At 70.6% G+C, this 19,477-nt stretch carries 18 protein-coding genes; 6 read left to right on the top strand and 12 right to left on the bottom strand.

The genetic code is table 11. The features are described from left to right. Positions 1-120 precede the first annotated feature (120 nt). The 6 genes from pcaB to AB0M56_RS07035 form a co-directional block, all read right to left on the bottom strand. Positions 121-1,494 carry a 3-carboxy-cis,cis-muconate cycloisomerase gene (gene pcaB / locus AB0M56_RS07060; protein ID WP_364171869.1) on the bottom strand — a complete coding sequence of 458 codons (1,374 nt, stop codon included), beginning with the start codon at positions 1,492-1,494 and terminating at the stop codon, positions 121-123. A 63-nt stretch (positions 1,495-1,557) separates the two neighbouring features. Beyond that, entirely contained in the window at positions 1,558-2,094 is a 537-nt protein-coding gene (locus AB0M56_RS07055; RefSeq protein WP_364171867.1) for a DinB family protein, read from the bottom strand. Between the two features lie 36 nt (positions 2,095-2,130). Then, positions 2,131-2,694 carry a TetR family transcriptional regulator gene (locus tag AB0M56_RS07050; protein ID WP_364171865.1) on the bottom strand — a complete coding sequence of 188 codons (564 nt, stop codon included), beginning with the start codon at positions 2,692-2,694 and terminating at the stop codon, positions 2,131-2,133. Then, a complete protein-coding gene (locus AB0M56_RS07045) occupies positions 2,687-3,514 on the bottom strand; it encodes an SDR family NAD(P)-dependent oxidoreductase (RefSeq protein ID WP_364171864.1) in 828 nt (275 codons plus the stop codon). The genes AB0M56_RS07050 and AB0M56_RS07045 overlap by 8 nt, the downstream gene beginning before the upstream one ends. A gap of 218 nt (positions 3,515-3,732) precedes the next feature. Further along, positions 3,733-3,879, bottom strand: a complete 147-nt coding sequence (locus AB0M56_RS07040) for a hypothetical protein (RefSeq protein ID WP_364171863.1) — start codon at positions 3,877-3,879, stop codon at positions 3,733-3,735. 345 nt (positions 3,880-4,224) lie between these two features. After that, on the bottom strand, positions 4,225-7,008 hold the full coding sequence (locus tag AB0M56_RS07035) for an AMP-binding protein (RefSeq protein WP_364171862.1): 2,784 nt from the start codon (positions 7,006-7,008) through the stop codon (positions 4,225-4,227). Positions 7,009-7,112: 104 nt separating this feature from the next. Here AB0M56_RS07035 and AB0M56_RS07030 point away from each other — a divergent pair, with 104 nt between their 5' ends. The 4 genes from AB0M56_RS07030 (at position 7,113) to AB0M56_RS07015 (ending at position 10,639) form a co-directional block, all read left to right on the top strand. Further along, positions 7,113-8,150 (top strand): acyl-CoA dehydrogenase family protein, encoded by a 1,038-nt coding sequence (locus AB0M56_RS07030; protein ID WP_364171860.1) that lies wholly within the window; start codon positions 7,113-7,115, stop codon positions 8,148-8,150. A 64-nt stretch (positions 8,151-8,214) separates the two neighbouring features. Then, positions 8,215-8,931, top strand: a complete 717-nt coding sequence (locus AB0M56_RS07025; RefSeq protein ID WP_364171858.1) for a hypothetical protein — start codon at positions 8,215-8,217, stop codon at positions 8,929-8,931. Positions 8,932-9,037: 106 nt separating this feature from the next. Beyond that, a complete protein-coding gene (locus tag AB0M56_RS07020; RefSeq protein WP_364171856.1) occupies positions 9,038-9,790 on the top strand; it encodes an alpha/beta fold hydrolase in 753 nt (250 codons plus the stop codon). 96 nt (positions 9,791-9,886) lie between these two features. Then, positions 9,887-10,639 (top strand): maleylpyruvate isomerase N-terminal domain-containing protein, encoded by a 753-nt coding sequence (locus tag AB0M56_RS07015; protein ID WP_364171854.1) that lies wholly within the window; start codon positions 9,887-9,889, stop codon positions 10,637-10,639. Here the strand turns inward: AB0M56_RS07015 and AB0M56_RS07010 are convergent. The 6 genes from AB0M56_RS07010 to AB0M56_RS06985 are packed head-to-tail and all read right to left on the bottom strand — an operon-like array spanning position 10,618 to position 17,094. After that, a complete protein-coding gene (locus AB0M56_RS07010) occupies positions 10,618-12,081 on the bottom strand; it encodes a UbiD family decarboxylase (RefSeq protein WP_364171852.1) in 1,464 nt (487 codons plus the stop codon). The two genes, AB0M56_RS07015 and AB0M56_RS07010, sit on opposite strands and share 22 nt — an antisense overlap. Next, positions 12,078-12,863 carry an alpha/beta fold hydrolase gene (locus tag AB0M56_RS07005; RefSeq protein WP_364171850.1) on the bottom strand — a complete coding sequence of 262 codons (786 nt, stop codon included), beginning with the start codon at positions 12,861-12,863 and terminating at the stop codon, positions 12,078-12,080. The genes AB0M56_RS07010 and AB0M56_RS07005 overlap by 4 nt, the downstream gene beginning before the upstream one ends. Then, the gene (locus AB0M56_RS07000; RefSeq protein WP_364044427.1) at positions 12,860-13,339 is read right to left on the bottom strand and encodes a (2Fe-2S)-binding protein; all 480 of its coding nucleotides are present in this window, start codon (positions 13,337-13,339) and stop codon (positions 12,860-12,862) included. Before AB0M56_RS07000 ends, AB0M56_RS07005 begins: the two co-directional genes overlap by 4 nt. Beyond that, the gene (locus tag AB0M56_RS06995) at positions 13,336-15,654 is read right to left on the bottom strand and encodes a xanthine dehydrogenase family protein molybdopterin-binding subunit (RefSeq protein WP_364171848.1); all 2,319 of its coding nucleotides are present in this window, start codon (positions 15,652-15,654) and stop codon (positions 13,336-13,338) included. The genes AB0M56_RS07000 and AB0M56_RS06995 overlap by 4 nt, the downstream gene beginning before the upstream one ends. Next, a complete protein-coding gene (locus tag AB0M56_RS06990) occupies positions 15,611-16,495 on the bottom strand; it encodes an FAD binding domain-containing protein (RefSeq protein ID WP_364171846.1) in 885 nt (294 codons plus the stop codon). Before AB0M56_RS06990 ends, AB0M56_RS06995 begins: the two co-directional genes overlap by 44 nt. Further along, positions 16,492-17,094 (bottom strand): SRPBCC domain-containing protein, encoded by a 603-nt coding sequence (locus AB0M56_RS06985; RefSeq protein WP_364171844.1) that lies wholly within the window; start codon positions 17,092-17,094, stop codon positions 16,492-16,494. The genes AB0M56_RS06990 and AB0M56_RS06985 overlap by 4 nt, the downstream gene beginning before the upstream one ends. A 116-nt stretch (positions 17,095-17,210) precedes the next feature. Between AB0M56_RS06985 and AB0M56_RS06980 the strand changes: the two genes are divergently transcribed. Both AB0M56_RS06980 and AB0M56_RS06975 read left to right on the top strand, forming a co-directional pair. Continuing rightward, a complete protein-coding gene (locus AB0M56_RS06980) occupies positions 17,211-17,981 on the top strand; it encodes an IclR family transcriptional regulator (RefSeq protein WP_364171842.1) in 771 nt (256 codons plus the stop codon). A 170-nt stretch (positions 17,982-18,151) separates the two neighbouring features. Then, positions 18,152-19,477: an MFS transporter gene (locus AB0M56_RS06975; RefSeq protein ID WP_364171840.1), complete on the top strand. Its 1,326-nt coding sequence runs from the start codon at positions 18,152-18,154 to the stop codon at positions 19,475-19,477.

Genomic DNA, 19,477 nt, shown 5'->3' with positions numbered 1-19,477 from the left:
CTCCTTGGGTACGTGGTCGCCGCGCCAGGCGCAGCTGCCGGTACCCCCCACGTTCCGTGAGGAACGCTTCCCACCCTCCTACACGGGCGGGCGGGCGGAGCGGTTCAGCAGAAGTCGCGACTACTTTCCGTCACCGTCACCGTCACCGTCACCGTCGAGGGCGCGGTCGACCAGCTTCCCGGCCGCGCCGGTGTACTGGGCGGGGTCGAGGAGGTCGTCGAGCTTCGCCGGGTCCAGGACGTCGGTGACCTGGGAGATCTCGGCGAGGACGTCCCGCAGCGGCCGATTCTCGCTTACCGCCCGCTTCGACGCTTCGCCGAGCACGTCCTTCGCCCGCGCCTTGCCGAGCAACGGCGCCAGCGCGGCCGACAGCCGTTCCGACACGATCAGCCCGTGCGTGAGACCGACGTTCTCCCGCATCCGCTCCGCGTCCACGGCCAGGCCGCGCGCCAGCTCGACGGCCGTGTGCGCCGCCCCGCCCGTGAGACGCAGGCACTCGCGCAGCAGCTGCCACTCGGCCTGCCACCCGCCGGCGGACCGCTCGTCCTCGGCTAGCCCGGACTGCGTCACGCCCGCTGCCAGCACTGGCACCTGCAGCGCCGCCGAGCGGATCAGGGCCGACAGCACGGGGTTGCGCTTGTGCGGCATCGCCGACGAGCCACCGCCCGTGGGCTCCGCGACCTCGCCGATCTCGGTGCGCGTGAGCACCTGGACGTCGACCGCGAACTTGCCCAGCGCCGTGGCCGTTTGGGCCAGCGCGGCCACGAGATCCGCGACGGGCGTGCGGTTCGCGTGCCAGGGCAACGGCGTGGTGGCCAGGCCGGTTTCCTCGGCGAACGCCTCGACGAGCCGCTCCGCGTAGTCCTCGGTGCCGTCGCCGTACTCGACGTACGCCGCCAGCGTCCCGGCCGCGCCGCCCAGCGACACGGGCAGCTCGAGGCGGCGCACCCGCTCGGCCGCGTCGAGCACGTACTGCCGCCAGCCCGCGGCCTTGAGCCCGAACGTCGTCGGTACGGCGTGGGCCGTCAGCGTCCGGCCGGGCATCACGGTGTCGCGGTGCGCGCGAGCCAGGTCCGCAAGCGCCGACGCGGTTGTCGCCAGGTCGTCTCGCAGCAGCTCCAGCGTGTTCCTCGCGACGATCATCAACGCCGTGTCGACGATGTCCTGACTCGTCGACCCGCGGTGCACGTAGTCGGCGTGCTCGGCGCCCACCGCTGTCGTCAGCTCCTTGACCAGCCCGACAACGGGGTTCGCCGTCGCACGCGCCGTCTTCGCCAGCGCCACCACGTCGATCTCCCGCGCCACCTCGGCGGCCTTCGCGGTGATCGCCTCCGCGGCCCCGGCCGGCACGGTCCCCAGCCGCGCCTGCGCCCTCGCCAGCGCCGCCTCGGCCGCCAGCATCGCCCCCACCACCGCGTTGTCCCCGGTCACCGCCTCGACCGGCGTCCCCGCCCGCACAGGCGACAACAACCCGGAATCAGGATCGACGCTCATGCCGCCCAGCATCGCACGCAGGACTCGCCGCCACCGCGCTTCTGTGCGGAGCCTCGCATCGGGTCAGTGGCCCACCGTGCCGTCGAGGGATTCGCGCAGCAGATCGGCGTGGCCGTTGTGCCGCGCGTACTCCGCGATCTGGTGCACCAGCAACCACCGCAACGTGAACGGCTCACCGGTCACCAGCGACGTTCCCCGGTCCTCCAGCGAGGAAGCCGCCGCGACGATCTCCCGCGAGCGCGCGCACTCCGTGCGCCACAAGGCCATTGCCTCGGTGACGTCGCCGTCGAGAGAGTCGAAGTCTTGGTTGGGGTCGTCGTCGGAGTAGTGGAGGAGGGGCACGTCGGCGCCGGCGAATTGTTGTTGGAACCACCAGCGTTCGACACCCGCGAGGTGGCGCAGGATGCCGTGCAGGGAAAGGCCCGACGGGGACACGGCCTTGGTCGATAGGGCGTCCTGCCCGAGGCCCGCGCACTTCACCGCGAACGTCTCGCGGTGCCAGTCGAGGAACGCGACCAGCGTGTCGCGCTCACTGGCGAGCCTGGGGATGGCCTCTCGCGTGCTTTCGGCCACGGGCGAGAAGTGCTGAGGAATCTCCATCCGCCCACGGTCTCACCCGGCACCGACAATTCCGGCTCACCGCGCAACCAGCCGCGAAACCGCCGTGGCCAAGGCCGTCCGCTGCGAATCCGTCCACAACGCGGCGTTCCCGGCCTGCGCGATGTTGCCGTATGTCAACGCGAGGATCAGATCGAGCAGCGCAGCGGCCGGCAACGCCGACGACACCGCCCCCGAGGCCTGCGCCGCCGCGATGCCCGCCACCTTGTCGGCCATCGCGCGCGAGACGGGGGCCAGCGACGGCAGCAGGTCCGGCCGTTCGAGCGCCTGCCACAGGTTCAGCCGCACCATCCGCGGGTGGGCGCGGTAGAAGTCGAACACCTGGCACGCGTACCCCGGCAGGTCCTCGGCGTCGAACGTCACCGCGGCCTGCGCCTGCAGCACCTTCTCCGTCAGCACGGCCTCGAACAGCCCGTCCTTGCTGCCGAAGTACGCGTAGATCATGCGCTGGTTCGCGCGCGCCCGTTCGGCGATGCGGCCGACGCGCCCGCCCGCGAGCCCGGCGTCGGAGAACTCCTCGATGGCCGCGTCGAGGATGCGGCGGCGAGTGGCGGCGGCGTCTCGGGCCGGAACCTCAGTCATGGGCGTCCACCGAGCGGCTCAGCTCCTCCCAACGGTCCAGCTCCGCGAGTTTGCGCTGCTCCGCGGGCCGGATGAAGTCCACGGCCTCGCCTGAAAGCGGCAGCCACAACGGCGGGTCGGTCAGCTCGAACACGCTCAGGATCATCGCCGCCGCCCGCACCGGGTCGACGCCCGGGGCCTGCCCGGTGGCGTGGGCCGTGCGCATCGGCGCCAGCACGGACGCGTACGCGGGGCTCGGCTCGGGCGCGTCCATCGACGAGTACAGCGACGTCGCCATCGACCCCGCCTCGACCACCGTCACGCGCACGCCGAACCCGGCCGTCTCCAGGGCCAGCGCCTCGGAGAACCCCTCCAGAGCGAACTTCGCCGTGACGTAGGGCCCGAGCCCCGCCGCCGGTGCCAGCCGCCCGCTCACCGACGAGATCTGCACGACGTGCCCCGCGCCCTGTTTCCGGAACACCGGCAGCGCCGCGCGGCTGACGTGGACCGCGCCCCAGAGGTTCGTCTCGACCTGGTCGCGGAAGTCGGCGAGCGGGGTGTCCTCGAGGCTGGAGACGTTGGCGTAGCCGGCGTTGTTGATCACGCCGTCGAGCCGGCCGAACTCGTCCACCGCGGCCTGCACGGCGTCCGCGGCGGCCTCCGGATCCCGCACGTCCAGGGCCATGGCCCGCGCCGATTCGGGGTACGCCGACACGAGGTCCGCGACCGCGTCGCAGCGGCGTGCCGTGGCCACGACCCGGTGGCCGGCCTCGAGCGCCGCGACCGCGAGCGCGCGACCGAGGCCACGGGAGGTTCCAGTGATGAGCAGTGTGCGTGACATGGCCAGCCTCAAGTAAGTAACTGAATACTTACTACGATAGCGGAGGATCCTCCACATCGCTAGGGGGCCGGTCCCGGCAGGATCGACCTAGGCTGCGAACCGTGAGCGACGGCGCGCCCCGCGAAGGACGGTTCTTCCCGTTCGCCGAAGACCGCGATCGAGCTCGACTTCCCCGACGATGACGCGAGGCAGCGCCTCGCGATCGAACAAGACCTCCGCTACCGCCGGATCCGCCACCGAGATCGTCCACTGTGGCCCATCGCCACCGTCGCGATGATCACGCTGGTCTTCGGCATCGGCAGCCCGAAGACACCGTTCCCGCTGTGGGTGCCGATCGTCGTGCTCGTCCTCTGCACCGTCGGCATCGGCGCGGTCTCGCAGCGCGCGCCGCTGGCCACCGCTGCTTCGCGGGGCCAACGAGCTGTGGGGCGTGCCCGTGCCCGTTTTCGCGTTCGACGACCTCGTGCGGATCAAGGGAACCATGCAGGGCATCGACGATCTGTACACCGACGTGTACCGCTACGAACTCGAGGCCATGCGGGCCTTACGCCGCAACCGCAGGGGATTCACGCGCCTCGACCAGGGGTTCATGGAACAGCTCCACGACACGCGCCGGGCCTGGGCCGAGTCCACCGACGCGTGGCACGCGCGGGCGCGGCTGTTCCACGACTCCGCCGTCGAGATCGTGGAGTTCGGCGACCGACTGCGGCTCAGCCGTGAGCGAGCCCCCGCTGCCGCAGCACCTTCCGAAGGATCTTGCCCGCGGCGGACTTCGGGATCGCGTCCACGAACTCCACCTGCCGCACCTTTTTGTACGGCGTCACCCGCTCGGCCACGAACGCCTGCACCGCGGCCTCGTCCAGCTCGGGTGACCGGCGCACGACGAACGCCTTGGGCACCTCGCCCGCCTCGTCGTCGGGCACGCCGATCACGGCCGCGTCGGCGATGCCCGGGTGCGTCAGCAGCAGCGCCTCCAGCTCGGCCGGCGGGACCTGGAAACCCTTGTACTTGATCAGTTCCTTGAGCCGGTCGACCACGTGGAACACGCCGCGGTCGTCGACGGTCACGATGTCGCCGGTGTGCAGGTAGCCGTCGCTGTCGATGGTCGCGGCGGTGGCGGCGGCGTTGTTGAGGTAGCCGCGCATCACGTTCGGGCCGCGCACCCACAGCTCGCCGCGCTCGGCGTCTTCGCCGGTCACGGGGTCGACCACGCGAGCCTCGACGCTCGGCATCAGCACCCCGATCGACCCGCGGTCGACGTCGGGCCGGTCGGCCGGGATGCCGTGCGTGCACGGGCTGGTCTCGGTGAGGCCGTAGCCCTGCAGGACCGTGACGTTCAGCCGCGCGGCGAGCTCCTGGGCGATGCCGGCGTCGAGCGGCGCGGCGGCGCTCATCACCACGTCGACGCAGCCGAGGTCGTAGTCGGTGACGAACGGGACCTTCGCCAGCGCCAGCGCGATCGGCGGCGCGATGAACAGGTGGTCCACGCGGTGCTCGGCCACGGCGGCGAGGAAGCCCTTGAGGTCGAACCTCGGCATGGTCACCACGGTCGCCCGGTTGAGCAGGCTGATGTTCATGATCCCGTTCATGCCGTAGATGTGGAACAGCGGCAGCACGGCGATCGCACGCTTGCCCCGGCGCAGCTCCGTCAGCGGTCGCATCTGGCTGAGGTTCGCGACGACGTTCCGGTGTGTCAGCAGCACGCCCTTCGGCAAGCCGGTGGTGCCCGAGGAGTACGGCAGCACGGCGAGGTCCTCGGCCTTGGGTTCCGGCGGCGCGGCGGCGGTGCCGGCGAGCAGGTCGTCGAGCGACGTCACGCCGTCGGCCGCGTCGAGCACCACGATCTCTTCGCCGCGTACGCCTTCCTCTTTCACGGCGGCGCGCGCGGTGCCGAGCCCTGCGGAGGTGGTGAACAGGATCCGCGCGCCCGCGTCACGCAGCTGGTGCGCCAGCTCGGCGGGGGTGTTGAGCGGGTTGGCGGGCGACACCGCAGCGCCCGAGCGCAGCACGCCGTGGAACACGACTGGGTACTCGGCGCAGTTCGGCGCGGCGAGCACAGCGACGTCGCCCCGGCCGATGCCGCGTACGGCCAGCGCGGCGGCCAGGCGCTCGACGGCCGTGGCGAGCTCGCCGTAGGTCAGGCGCCTGCCCGAGCCGGCGTCGATGACCGCGAGGTGCGCGGCCTCCTCGGCAGTGAGCGAGCCCAGCAGCAGGCCGGGCAGAGATCCGTCGGGGATGACGACGTCGGGGTAGGTGCTGCGAATGGCCATCGCTCCTCCTGGGCAGACCGCGGGTTCAGCGCGCGGGCTTGGGTTCCTTGGGCAGCCCGAGCAGCAGGTCGCCGACGATGCCCGCTGGATCTGCGACGAGCCGGCGTAGATCGTGCCGGCGCGAGAGTTGAGGTAGACGCTGGTCCACGACGCGGTCGAGTTCGGCGCGCCGGGATCGTCGGTGTGGTACCAGTTCGGCGACGGCCGCCCCGACGGCGTGAGCGCGTCGAAACCCAGCACGTCGAGCGCGAGCTCCGTGGCGACCCGATGGTACTCGCTCCACAGCAGCTTGAAGGCCGCTGCGCGCGGCCCGGGCTCCTCGCCGTCGATCAGTTGCGCGGCCGTGCGGAGGCCGTGGCAGCGCAGCTGCTCCACCTGCACGTGGCACCACGCGACGCGGCGGCGGATGTCCGGATCGGTGTCCAGGCCACGCTCGCGGACCAGGCCGACCAGCCGGTCGAGCTCGGCGCGGAAGCGGATCGGGGCGTGCAGCGCGGTTTCGCCGCGCTCGAAGCCGAGCAAGGTCATCGCGACGGCCCAGCCGCCGTCGACGTCACCCACCACGAGTTCGCGGTCGGTGGTGGCGTCGGTGAAAAAGACCTCGTTGAAGTCGGTGCCGCCGGTGATGTTGCGGATCGGCCGGATTTCCACGCCGGGCTGATCAAGCGGGACCAGCAGCATGCTGATCCCCTTGTGCGGCGCGGCTTCGCGGTTGGTGCGGGCGAGCACGAACATCCAGTTGGCCAGGTGCGCGCCCGAGGACCAGAGTTTCTGGCCGTTGAGCCGCCACCGGTCGCCGTCGGGATCGGCGCGCACGGCGAGCGACGCGAGGTCGGACCCGGCGCCCGGCTCGGAGAAGCCCTGGGCGAACACGTACTCACCGGAGACGATGCGCGGCAGGAATCTCATGCGCAGCTCGGGTTTGGCCCGGCGGAGCATGGTGTTGCCGAGCATGCCAATGCCGAACGCGTCGTTGTCGGAGCCGAACGGGATCCCGGCTGTGGACAGTTCTTCCACCAGCACCACGAGTTCGGCCGGGCTGAGGCCGGCGCCGCCGTACTCGACGGGCCACGCGGGCGCGACCCAGCCCCGCTCCGCCAGCGCCGCGCGGGCCCGGGTGCGGAACTCGGCGTAGGCGTCGCCTTCGAGGCCGCCGATGCCGCGCCAGCCGGGCGGCACGAGGGCGGCGACGAACTCGCGGACCTGCTCGCGGAAACTTCCCACGCGCCCTCCTGCCTGGGTGACAACTCTGTCCTGACCTCAACAGTTGCGTAGATAGACCCGGTAGTCAATGCTTCGGTGCGGGCCTGGATCTTCGAGGAGGCGTGATGGGTTACGCGACGACGGACGAACACCGCGAGCTCGCCGGGTCGGTGCGGCGGATGCTGGCCGACGCCGCGCGCACGGCGCCGCTGCCGCCCGCGTGGGAAGCCGCGGGCGCGGGCCTCGACGGAGCCCTGTGGAAGACCTTCGCCGACGCCGGGCTGCTCGGGTTGGGCGTGCCCGAGGAACGCGGCGGGTCCGGTGGTGATTTGCGGGAACTGTGTGTGGTGGCCGAAGAAGTCGGGGCCGCGTTGCCACGGATCCCGTTCGCCGCGGCGGTTTCCGCGGTGGCCGCGCTGAGCTCTGTGCACAATGTGGACAACCTTGTGGATGGTTCGGCCGTGGCGGTGGCGGCCTGGGAGACGTTCCCGGTGTTTCCCGGGCATCGTTCGCCGTTGCGGCTGATCGGGTCCACTGTGGACGGCGTGCTGCGCGTGGTGCCGTTCGGGCTCGACGCGGACGTGCTCGTGGCGGCGGTCGAGGGTCGGTTCGTGCGGATCGACCTGACGGCGGCCGGGGTGCGGCGGGAGTCGGTGGGAGCGTTCGACGTGATCGAGCCGGCCGCGGTGGTTTCGTTTTCTTCGGTACCGGTTGTCGAGCTGCCTTCGGCTGAGGTGTCGGCTCGGGTACTGACGGTGCTCGCGGCGGAGCTGGTCGGAACGGGGCAGCGGGCGCTCGACGGAGCGGTGGAGTACGCGAAGCAACGGCGGCAGTTCGGGCGGGCGATCGGGTCGTTCCAGGCGCTCAAGCACCTGCTCGCCGACCGGTTCGTGCAGCTCGACGCGGCGCGGTTGCTGGTCGAGTGGGCCGCTTCCACCGTGGACGCCGGTGTCGAGGCCCTGCCGGCGGCGCGCACCGCCGTGGTCGCCGCGAGCGACGCCGCCGATGCCGCGACCCGTGATGCGCTGCAGGCCCACGGTGGCATCGGCTTCACCTGGGAACACCCGGCGCACGTCCACCTCAAGCACGCCCGCGCTCGCCGCCAGCTGCTCGGCTCGGCGGCGCGCCAGCTCGACGCGGTGGCGGAGCACGTGTTCGCCTGAAACACGCGTGCCTCCTTGATCCGGTTCGGGTAGTTTTCCGATCCGGAAAGAGGGGGAAATATTCATGCGGATTGTCATGATCGGTGCTGCGTTGCTCGTGGCGCTGGCGGCCTGCAGCTCCGGGCCGCAGGCGAGCGCGCCCGGGCCTGAGGCGCTGGGACCCGACGGCTTGCGCGGCCTCGCGCCGGGTGTCACCAAGGCGGCCACGGGCACCACGCTCGCGGCCCAGCCGATGTCGGGTTTCGACGGCTGCGAGTCGTACTCGTTCGCGGGCGGGCCGGCGCCCGAGCCGGGTGCGCTCGAGGCCGAGCAGCGGGCCGTCGCCAAGGCCGACGACCTGAACCACAAGGCCCAGGACGCCGACGCGCACGTGCTGGATCCGGGGCTGCGCGGTTCGGCGGCTGACTACGCGAAGTCAGCCGCTCAGTCGGCCGCGGCGGCCAAGCTGAGCGCGCAAGCCGCGGCGGCCACCGTCGCCGTCACCGAGCTGCGTGAGGAGCGCGCGGCCGAGCTCGCGGCGAGCGGCGGCGCCGTCTTCTCCGGTGAGAAGCTGCGCTCGGTCGTCGCTCCGCCGCAGGTCAAGACGCCGGAGGGGGCTGGCGCGGGCACGCCGCTGGCCGATCTGCACCGGCTCTACGACGCCAAGGGCCTCAAGCCGACGCCGGCCGGGCACTTCGCGGTGGCCGTGCCGGGACACCCGACGTGGACGTACGACTTCACGGCCGAAGGCCCGAAGGTCACGTACGTCGCGTTGCTGGACGCCTCCGTGAAGTGCGGCTGACGGTCAATTCTCCCGGTACGAGGGGACACTCCCGGCCGGCCGCCGTCGACCCGGTGGCGCCGTGCGTGGTCTGATCGGCTTCAGGAGTCTTGCCGAAGGAGTGCGCGTGACGAGGTTTGAGTTTCCCGGGTCTCAGGGCACGCCGCTGGCAGCGCGGCTGGAGCTGCCGGAGGGCGAGCCCAAGGCGTACGCGCTCTTCGCTCACTGCTTCACGTGCAACAAGGACGTGGTCGCGGCGACGCGGGTCGCGCGGGGGCTCACGGCGTTCGGCGTGGCCGTGCTGCGGTTCGACTTCACCGGGCTCGGCGGGTCGGAGGGCGAATTCGCCAACACGGACTTCAGCTCGAACGTCGCCGACCTCGTCGCGGCCGCGAACCACCTGCGAGAGGAGTACGCCGCGCCGAAGCTGCTGATCGGGCACTCGCTCGGTGGCGCTGCCGTGCTGGCCGCGCGGCACGCCGTGCCGGAGGTGCGGGCCGTGGCGACGATCGCCGCGCCCGCCGACCCGCAGCACGTGGCGAAGCTGCTGGGTGACTGTCGCGAGCAGATCGAGCGGCAGGGCGAGGCCGAAGTGGTGCTGGCGGGGCGGCCGTTCCGCATCCGCAAGCAGTTCCTGGACGACATCGCCGCGCAGCCGCAAGCGGAGCGGATCCGGGGGTTGAAGGCGGCGTTGCTGGTGCTGCATTCGCCGGTGGATGCCGAGGTGGGCGTGGAGAACGCCCGCGTCATCTTCGACACCGCGCGGCACCCGAAGTCGTTCGTCGCGCTCGACGGTGCCGACCACCTGCTCACCGGCCGCGCGGATGCCGCCTTTGCCGCGGACATCCTCGCCACCTGGGCCAAGCGCTACCTGGCCTGACCGCGGTGAAGGGCCCAAGCTCGGCTTATATCCGCTATCAGCGACGCGTGGGGTGCGGTCGGACCATCGGCGGCCCCGCGGCGGTTGGCTACGGGTATGACCAACAACTGGCTTGCCGCCCTCGATTCGACGTCCGTGGGGTTGGGGAAGATCGTTCAGGAACTGCCTGAGGAGAAGCTCGCGCTGCCCGCGTTCGGCAGGCCTGGCGGGTGGAGCGTCGGGCAGGTGCTGTCGCACCTGGGGAGCGCAGCGGAGATCTGCACGACGCTCGTTCGCCGAGGTGCGGAGGGGGATCTGACGCCGCCGACCGGGGACGACGCGAAGCCGGTGTGGGCGAAGTGGGACGCGATGGCGGGTCCTGAGCAGCGGGAATCGTGGTTCGAAGCCGACCGGACCCACCGCGACCTGCTGGCCACGGTCGGCGAGAGCATCACCATCCCGTACTTCGCCGGTCCGCTGAGCCTGAGCGAGTACGCGGGATACCGGTTGTCGGAGCAGGCGCTTCACGGCTGGGACATCGAGGTGGTCCTCGACCGAGAGGCGACGGTGCGCGAGAGCGAGCTGCTGTGGCAGCGGATCGACCTCATCGTCAGCCGGTTCCACGACGCCGACGCCCGAAAGCGGCTCGCACCGCGCACGGTCACCGTGGCGGACGGCCGCCTGGAGATCACCGAGAGCGAACTGCACTTCACCGGAACCAAGGCCGAAAACCGCGGTGAAGCGCAGCTCACCGGCGGCCGAGAAGCCGTCCTCCGGCTTTTCTACGGACGCAACCGCCCGGAGGACGACCTCCAGACCGCCGGCGACACGACTCTCGATGACCTCCGTCAGTTGTTTTCTGGCTTCTGACTGAGCACGTCACGCCACTTGTCGGCCAGCGAGGTCAGGAACGCCGGGTCGCTGGAGGCCACCTTGGGGAAGGTGGCCAGGCGTTCGAAGGGCCGGCAGGCGTCGATGATGGCGCGGCTGTTGTAGGCGGGAGAACCGTCCACGTACAGCGGGTCCAGCTTGCTGCCCCACGTCTGCTGCATGACCTCGATGTCGCGGGACGGGTCGCTGCGGGTGGACATGGCCCAGATGACCTCATCGGGGTCGGCGGGGTCGACGTCGTCGTCCACGACGACCACGTAGCGGTTCATGTACGCCGCGGCGGGGCACTGGGCGGCGAGGTACGCGACCTGCCGCGCGTGGCCGGGGTAGCGCTGCTGCAGCGAAACGGCGATGAACAGCCGCCCGCCACCCGATTCGTGCGCCCACGCCTTCACCACACCCGGCACGCCGGTGGCGGCGAGCTCGTCGTGGATCATCGCCGACTTCATCACGGTCCGCATGTACGAGTAATCGTGCGGCGGTTTCCCGGGCGGTGCGCCGAGCAGGATCGGGTTGTCGCGGTAGTACATGCGCGTGATGTCGATGGCCAGGTTCGGCCGGCGCTTGCCGGAGTAGTACCCGGTCCACTCGCCGAACGGGCCCTCGTCCCGCTGGTGGTCCGGCCGCAGCCAGCCCTCGATGGCGATCTCGCTGCCGGCGGGGATGGGGAGGCCGGTGTCGGGGCCCAGCACGACCGGCACCCGCGAACCCAGCACCGCGCCCGCGTACTCCAGCTCCGAGACCCCGCCCGGCACCTCGGTGCCGCCGAGCACGAGCAGCAGCGGGTCGTGGCCGAACGACACCGTGACCGGCGCCCGGCCCTCCTTCTCGAACCAGGCCCGCACGTTCTGGTCGCCGTGCTTGCCCGGCACCATCGCGACGGTGACGCCGCGGCCGTCGTCCTGGACCTCCATGCGGTAGCAGCCGCCGTTGTGGACGCCGGTTTCCGGGTTGGACGTGACCACGAAGCAGCCGGTGCCGATGAACCGCCCACCGTCGTCGGCGTGCCAGCGCGGCACCGGGAAGTCGAGGAGGTTGACCTCGGAGCCGGCAACGGAGTTGGCCAGCAGGGGCGCGTCCGACACCGGCAGCACGGGGAAGTCCCGCGCGGCGGCCGACCACTGGGAAGGCTTGCCGCGCAGGGCGTCCACCACGCCGACGGAGTCGAGGTCCTCGCCGAGGCGCAGCGTGCGGCCCAGCCGGCGTGGTGACCCCGTGCTGCCCGTCAAGACGCGCAGGCCGCTCGCGTAGCCCTTGATGTCGTCGAACAGCAACGCGGGCGGTGGGTCCATCCGGTAGCTCAGCTCGGCGATGCCGCCCAGTTCGAGGTCCCAGTCGGCGCCCTTCACGTCGCGCAGTTCGCCGTAGCCCGCGATCGCGTCGAGGTGCGTGCGGAGGCTGAGCAGGGGTTCGTCCGTCACTGCGTGCCGCCGAAGAACGAGGCCAGCGAGGGCCACAGGTCCGGTCGCTCCAGGAGGCTGAGGTGGCGGGTCTTCTCCAGGATGCGCAGCTCGGCGTTGGCGATGCCCGCGGCCACTGCCTCGGACATCGCGGGCGGCGTCGCGTAGTCCTCCTCGCCGACGACCACGAGCGTCGGGGCCTTCACGTCGCCGAGGCGGGCCCGCGCGTCCAGGCCGCCGAGTGCGCGACAGGCAGCGCCGTGAGCTGCGGAGTCGGTCTTGAGGAAGATCTCGCAGACGCGCTCGACCTCGTCCGGGTGGCCGGTGAGGAACGGCTCGGCGAACCACCGGTCGCGCTGGAAGTCGAGCTGCTTGTCCCGGGGCACCGTCGTCGCCCGCTCGGCTCGCTCCGCCCAGACCGGCACGGCGTCGTCGCCGTAGTACGCCGTGCCGTCGGCCAGGACCAGCCGGTGCACGAGCTCGGGCCGCGTCGCCGCGAGGGCCAGCGCGGTGCTGGCGCCCATGGACAGGCCGACGACGTCGGCGGGACCGGCGTCCGCGGCGGCGATCACTGCCGCCGCGTCCGCCGCCATGTCGTCGACCGTGAAGTCGGCACCGTCCCAAGTGGATTCGCCGTGGCCGCGCGCGTCCAGGGCCAGCACCTGCGCCTCAGCCGAGAAGAACCGCGCCACCGGGTCCCAGACCGCTCCGGACAGCGCGAGCGGGTGCAGGAGCAGCAGCGGCCGGCCGGACGTTCCCGTCCGGTGGACGTGCAGCGTGCCCTGCGGGGTTTCGACGTTCACGCGGTGGCCCTTTCGTTCCTGGCGGCCCGGCGCGTGGCCGCGGCCTTGATCGCGGCGTGGATCTCGGAGTACGTGCCGCAGCGGCAGATGTTGCCCTCCAGGTGCTCCACGACCTCTTCGTCGGTCGGCTGCGGGTTCTCGCCCAGCAGCTCGTGGGCCATCATCACGAACCCGGGAATGCAGTAGCCGCACTGCATCGCGCGGTTGGCGACGAACTCGTCCACCACCTCGTCGTCGGCCGGCAGGCCGTCGGCGGTGGTGATCTCGGCGCCGTCGAAGCGCGCGGCCCGCGAGAGGCACGTCGAGACGCTCTTGCCGCCGACCAGCGCCGTGCACGCACCACACGCACCGACACCGCAGCCTTCGCGCACGCTCGTGGTGCCGAACTCGCGGCGCAGCACGTCGAGCAGCAGCTCGTCGTCGGCCACGCCCAGCTTGCGGCGCAAGCCGTTGACCTTCAGTTCGATCTCCCTCATGCCTGCTCCTCCAGCGCGGTCAGGACGCGTTCGGGCGTCAGGGGAAGTGTGGTGATGCGCACGCCGGTGGCGTCGCGCACGGCGTTGGCGATGGCCGGCGCGAGCGGGATGATGGTGGTCTCGCCGACGCCCTTGGCGCCGAACGGACCCGTCCGGTGTGGACTCTCGATGATGATCGGCGTGAGCTTGTCCGGCATGTCCTTGATGGACGGCAGCTGGTAGTCCAGCAGCGTGCCGTTCACGATCTGGCCTTCGTCGAACACCATCTGGTCGAACAGCGCGTGCCCGATGCCCATGATCGCCGCGCCGGAAAGCTGCTGCTCCACCATCGTGGGGTTGATCGCACGGCCCACGTCACCGGCCACGGCCAGGTGCTCGATGTGGATCCGCCCGGTCGCCGTGTCCACGGTGAGCTGTACCGCGGCCGCACCGGCGAACCAGTGCTCGGTGACCTGCGGCGACAGGCCGTTCTCGTGGTCGTACGGCTGCCACGACGTGGTGAAGCTGGCCTCCGCCGTCAGCGTCGTGCCGCGCGCCCCGAAGTGCCCGTGCAGCAGCTCCGACACGGACACGGTCTCCTGCGTCTGCGCGCTGACGAGACCGTCGGACGTGAGCTTGATGTCCGTCGCCGCCACGCCGAAGCGCTCCGCCGCCAGCTCCACGAGCTTGTCGCGCATGTTCTCCGCGGCCAGGCGCACGGCGTTGCCGGTGTGGTAGGTCGAGCGGCTGCCGGCGGTGATCGTGTCGTAGGGCGTCACGTCGGTGTCTGCCTGGATCACGCGTACGTCGCCCTCGCCGAGGCACAGCACCTCGGCGGCGATCTGCGCCATGATCGTGTCGCTGCCCTGACCCATGTCGATGGTGCTGATCAGCAGCGACGCCGAACCGTCCTGGTTGAGCTGCACCACGGCGTTGGAGATCGTCGGCGTGAGCACGGCCTTCACACCGACCGCGACGCCGCGGCCGCGCACCAGCGTGCCCTCCTGCTTCACGAACGGCGTGCCCCATTCGATCGCCTCGGTCACGGCGTCGAGGCTGCCGAGGAAGTCGGCGCTGTGCATCGGCGTGCCGACCGGCGCGATGTCGCCTTCGCGCAGCATGTTGCGGCGGCGGAACTCCACCGGGTCCTCGCCGAGCTGCCGCGCGAGCTCGTCGGCCAGCGACTCGTGCGCCCACGTGACCTGCGGCACGCCGAACCCGCGGAACGGGCCGGCCGACGGCTTGTTCGTGTACACGCACCGCGACTGCACGCGCACGTTTTCGATCTTGTACGGCCCCGGCGCCACCAGACCCGACTTGGCCGTGATGCGCGGGCCGACGTCGGCGTAGGCGCCGGTGTCGTAGCGGACGTCCGAAGTGGACGCCACGATCATGCCGTTCTCGTCCGCGGTCATGCTGCCCGCCACCGCGCAGCCATGGCGCGTGGTGAGCAGGAACGCCTCTTCGCGGGTGGCCGTGATCTTCACGGCCATCTTCTGCGTCCACGCCAGCGCCGCTACCAGCGGTTCCAGCCGGTCGTACATCTTCGCGCCGAAGCTCCCGCCCAGCGGCGCGGTGCGCACGCGGACGCGGTTCAGCGGCAGGTCCAGCAGGTCGGCCAGCGACTGTCGCACGTACGACGGCGTCTGAGTGGTGGCCAGCAGCTCCAGCCGCTCGCCCTCACACCAGGCGGCCGCATACGGCAGCTCGATCGGCACGTGGTGCGTCGGCGGGCACCAGAAGTCGTAGGACACCGTGGTGCCGCTGACGCTCGACGGGTCGCCCTTGCGCAGGTTGTACTCGTAGTTCACGTTCGTGTCGCGCTTGCCGCGCAGGTGCTTCAGGTCGCCGAAGACGATCGAAGGCCGCAGCTCGTCGTGCACGAACGGCGCGCCCAGCACGGCCTTGTCGACGTCGTGCACCGGCTCGAGCTCGTCGTAGGAGACCTCGATCAGCTCGGCCGCCTCGCGCGCCTGCTTGACGCCGTGGGCGATCACCGCGGCGATCGGCTCGCCGACGTAGCGCACCTTGCCGTAGGCGAGGCACGGCTGGTCGGAGAACGCCGGGCCGGTCATGAGCCGGTCGCCGAACTCCGCATACAGGTCGGCGCCGGTCACCACGGCGACCACGCCTTCGGCCGCGAGCGCGCGGCTCGTGTCGATGGCGGTGATCTTCGCGTGCGGGCGGGTGCTGCGGTGCACGGCGACATCGAGGCACGGCCGCACCGGCTGGTCAGCCGCGTATCGCAGCTCACCGCGGACCTTGGCCCGGCCGTCGACGCGCGCCCAGCGCTCACCGACGGCGGCGACCGAAGATCGAGACTCGACGGTGGTCATCGTTGCCCTCCTTCCAGGAGTTGCGGATAGCTTCTTCGACGGCCACGAGGCCGAGGCGCCGCTTGTAGTCGGAACTACCGCGCACGTCGGGAATCGGGTCGAGCAGGGGTGTCGCGGCTTCCTTCGCGGCGCCGACGACGTCGTCCACGGACGTGTCGGCCGACGCTTCGAACTGCAGGAACACCGGCACGTGGCTCAATGCGCCGAGGCCGAGCCGGACGTCGCGCTTGCCGCGCGAGCGCTCCACGACGAGCGCGGCGGCCGAAGCCGCGGGCCAGTCGTTGGCCGCGAGGCTGGAGAGCTTCGCGAAGTGCGCGCCCGCGGACTCGGGCTGGCTGGGGATCTCGATCGCCGACACGAGCTCGCCGTGCTCCAGCGCGGTCTGCTGGAAGTCGACGAAGAACTCGCGCGCCGGCACCTTGCGCGAACCGCGCCGCGAGGTGAGCTCCACTGTGGCGTCGAGCACCATCAACGCCGTCGGCGGGTCGAGCCGGTAATCGCCGTGGGCGATGTTGCCGCCGACGCTCGCCGTGTTGCGCACGCGCGGGTTGGCCACGCGGCTGTAGACCTCGGCCGCGAGCGGGGCGACGCGGCGGACGATCGGGCTGGTTTCCATGCGCCGCAACGTGACCAGCGGGCCGACCCGCAGCCCCTTCGACGTCTCGGAGATCTCGTCCAGGCCCGTCACGCCGCCGATGTCGACCAGGTCAGTGGCGAACAGCACACCCTGCTTGAGCAGGATCTGCACGGCTGTGCCGCCGCCGTAGACCATCGTGTCCTCACCGTCGTCGAGGAGCGCGCAGGTCTCGTCGAGCGTGGTGGGGTAGTGGTAGGCGGTCATTTCTTCCCGCCGAACAGCTTCGCGAGCAGGCGGCGCCACCAGGATTCCTTGGCGGGCGCGGCGTCACCGGCGGGCGTCTCGGAGACCCGCTTCTTCGGGCCTTCCCGTTTGGCGATCACGGTCGCAAGCCCGGGGTTGTCCGGCCCGGGCGGGCCCGCGGCGCAGATCTCGGCGAACGCGGACACGAACTCCCGCTCCACCTCCTGCGAGCGGCGCCGGACGATCGACTCGCCCATGCGCCCGATCTTGCCCCAGATCGCGACGTCGAGGCTGTATTCCACTTTGGATGAAGACTCACCGTCGGGCTGGACGCCGAGCCGCGCGTCGATCTTGATCGAGCTGCCGAGCTTGTGGTCCTCGCCCTTCAGGAGGGCCTTGACCTCCTCGGGCTCGGTCAGCTCCGTGATCTCGGCGGAGAACCCGGCGCTGAACTTCACGTGCGCGATCTCGTTGACCAGCTTGCCGCGGTAGTGCGTGCTGTCCGAACGGACGAGCTCCGCGGCGCCGGGGATGGCGACCCGCATCGTGTCCGGGTCGAGGAAATGGGCGAAAACGCGTTTGTGGTCCGCGGGGACGACAAAGGAGGATCCAAGCTTCATAATGACCACCATAGAGGACTAAGTGTCTGCTCCACAGGACGTTAACACGGTCCTGGCGAGTCCGGAAAGGGCTCGGCTACCGTGCGCTGAGGCAGAATGGCGAGGGGTGACGGATCATGAGCGACGTTCCGGCGGTGCTGAACGCGGTGCGGCTCCTGGAGCGGATTGCCCGCGATTGGCCGGAGCCGGTGTCTTCCGGAGCGCTCATCGAGGAGCTCGGGCTCAACCGCAGCACGGCGTACAACATCCTCGGCACGCTGCAGCGGGCCGGCTGGACCACGTCGCGCGGCGACCGCGGTGGCTGGTCGCTGGGGCCGCGGCTGCTGTCGATGGCTCGCGTGTCCGAGGACTGGATGACCGACATCGTGCAGCAGGAGCTCGATTCGCTGAGCCAGCGCACGGGGTTCATCGTCTTCGCGGTGCAGCGCCACGGTGCTGCCGACTACTCGGTGCTGGCGAAGGGTGACCGCGGCAAGGGGGTGCGGATCACTGTCGGCATCGGCGACACCTTCCCGTTCTCCGCGCCCGCGATCATGCGCGCGTTCTACGCGTGGGAGGACCCGGCGAACGTCGAGCGGCTCGCGGAGCGTTACGGGCTGGAGGGCTTCACGGCCGAAACCATCACCACGCGTGCGGCGCTGCGTGAGGAGCTGGCGGCCACGCGTGAGCGGGGCTACAGCGTCAGCATCAGGGAGTTCGACCTCGGTCAGTCCGGGTTGGCGGCGCCGGTGTTCGACGCTCAGCGGCGCGTGTCGATGGTCGTCTGCACGCTCGCGTTCTCCTCGGAGCTGAACGAGTCCACTGTGGATCAACATGGTGCACTGATCCGCGAATGCGGGCTCAGGATCACCGATCGAACCGGAGGTGCGGTGAAAATCGCCGAATAGTTCCGCATTTGCGGATCTAGTCCGATCTTGCCTGGTCACGCGTTTCTTGACCGCCGTCGACTGGCTCGCTTAATGTGCCGCATGCGGGACTCAATGTCCTCGATAGAGGACAACCTGTCCCGCCCTTCGAATCTCGATCCGGCCCATGGCGGCCCGGAAAGGAGATGGCCATGAGCGACGTCGCCGTCAAACCCACCTCGTGGACCAAGACTCTGACCCGCACCCAGTGGCGGTCACTGATCGCAGCCAACCTCGGTTGGCTGTTCGACGGCTTCGAGACCTACGCCCTGATCCTCACCGCGGCGGTGGTGCTCAAGCGGCTCGACCCCGGCGCGCCCGCGAGCCAGGTCGCCTTCCTGACCGGTGCCACGATCGCCGTGACGCTCCTGGGCTGGGGCTTCGGCGGCATCCTCGGCGGCGTCTTCGCCGACTACTTCGGCCGGCGCCGGGCGCTGCTGACGTCGATGGTCCTGTACGCCGCGTTCACGGGCCTCACCGCGGTGTCGTGGTCGTGGACGTCGTTCCTGGTCCTGCGCTTCATCACCGGCTTCGCGCTCGGTTCGGAGTGGGGCACGGGTACGTCGCTGGTCGCGGAGACCTGGCCGGCCCACGCCCGGGCCAAGGCCGCCGGGCTCATGCAGTGCGGTCTCGGGCTGGGCTTCTTCATCGCGTCGGCCTGCTGGCTCTTCATCTCGCCGCTGGGTGCGGACTCGTGGCGCTACATGTTCCTCATCGGGGTTCTGCCGGCCCTGTTCGCGCTGTGGCTGCGCAAGTCCGTGCCGGAGTCCGAGAACTGGAAGAGCGCGCACAAGCGGCGCAAGGAGCTCAAGGAACGCAAGGGCCAGCAGCTCACCGAACACGAGCAGTCGTTCACGCGGCTCACGTTGCGCCAGATCATGATCGACCCCAAGCTGCGCAAGCTGACCATCCTCGGGTCGCTCATGTCACTGGTCACCACGCTCGGCTGGTGGGGCATCTCCACCTGGGTGCCCGCGTACGTCGCTTCAGTCGCTGCCCAGAACGGAGCTTCGGGGCAGTCGTGGGCCAGTGCGGCCGGGATGATCTACAACGCGGGCGCCATCGCCGGGTACATCTCGTTCGGCTTCATCGCCGACCGCTTCGGCCGAAAACCCGCGGTACTGCTGTTCTTCGGTGCGTCACTGGTCCTCACACCCGTGCTGTTCCTGTGGACGCACAGCCTCGGCCTGATCGTGGTCGTGCTGGTGATCAACGGCTTCTTCACTCTCGGCCAGTACACCTGGATGCCGGTGTGGCTGCCGGAGTTCTACCCGACGCACCTGCGCGCGACCGGCGCCGCGTTCGTCTTCAACGCCGCGCGCTTCATCGCCTTCCTCGGCCCGCTCACCGCGGGAGCGATCATCTCCCAGCTCGGCGGTTACGGCGTGGCCGCCACCGTCGTCGGGCTCATCTACATCCTCGGCCTCGTCGTTGCCCCGTTCTGCCCCGAAACCCGCGGCCAGCAGCTTCCTGACTGA

Origin of the sequence: Amycolatopsis sp. NPDC051372 (assembly GCF_040682095.1) — a bacterium.
Taxonomy (GTDB): Bacteria; Actinomycetota; Actinomycetes; order Mycobacteriales; family Pseudonocardiaceae; genus Amycolatopsis.
The sequence above is the reverse complement of the archived record's forward strand: the minus strand, read 5'-3'. Positions and strand labels throughout refer to the sequence as shown.

Excerpts from the sequence above, each read along its gene's own strand:
- pcaB (WP_364171869.1), bottom strand. The coding sequence starts at position 1,494 with ATGAGCGTCGATCCTGATTCCGGGTTGTTGTCGCCTGTGCGGGCGGGG.
- AB0M56_RS07055 (WP_364171867.1), bottom strand. The coding sequence starts at position 2,094 with ATGGAGATTCCTCAGCACTTCTCGCCCGTGGCCGAAAGCACGCGAGAG.
- AB0M56_RS07050 (WP_364171865.1), bottom strand. The coding sequence starts at position 2,694 with ATGACTGAGGTTCCGGCCCGAGACGCCGCCGCCACTCGCCGCCGCATC.
- AB0M56_RS07045 (WP_364171864.1), bottom strand. The coding sequence starts at position 3,514 with ATGTCACGCACACTGCTCATCACTGGAACCTCCCGTGGCCTCGGTCGC.
- AB0M56_RS07040 (WP_364171863.1), bottom strand. The coding sequence starts at position 3,879 with ATGCCGACGGTGCAGAGGACGAGCACGACGATCGGCACCCACAGCGGG.
- AB0M56_RS07030 (WP_364171860.1), top strand. The coding sequence starts at position 7,113 with ATGGGTTACGCGACGACGGACGAACACCGCGAGCTCGCCGGGTCGGTG.
- AB0M56_RS07025 (WP_364171858.1), top strand. The coding sequence starts at position 8,215 with ATGCGGATTGTCATGATCGGTGCTGCGTTGCTCGTGGCGCTGGCGGCC.
- AB0M56_RS07015 (WP_364171854.1), top strand. The coding sequence starts at position 9,887 with ATGACCAACAACTGGCTTGCCGCCCTCGATTCGACGTCCGTGGGGTTG.
- AB0M56_RS07000 (WP_364044427.1), bottom strand. The coding sequence starts at position 13,339 with ATGAGGGAGATCGAACTGAAGGTCAACGGCTTGCGCCGCAAGCTGGGC.
- AB0M56_RS06995 (WP_364171848.1), bottom strand. The coding sequence starts at position 15,654 with ATGACCACCGTCGAGTCTCGATCTTCGGTCGCCGCCGTCGGTGAGCGC.
- AB0M56_RS06990 (WP_364171846.1), bottom strand. The coding sequence starts at position 16,495 with ATGACCGCCTACCACTACCCCACCACGCTCGACGAGACCTGCGCGCTC.
- AB0M56_RS06985 (WP_364171844.1), bottom strand. The coding sequence starts at position 17,094 with ATGAAGCTTGGATCCTCCTTTGTCGTCCCCGCGGACCACAAACGCGTT.
- AB0M56_RS06980 (WP_364171842.1), top strand. The coding sequence starts at position 17,211 with ATGAGCGACGTTCCGGCGGTGCTGAACGCGGTGCGGCTCCTGGAGCGG.
- AB0M56_RS06975 (WP_364171840.1), top strand. The coding sequence starts at position 18,152 with ATGAGCGACGTCGCCGTCAAACCCACCTCGTGGACCAAGACTCTGACC.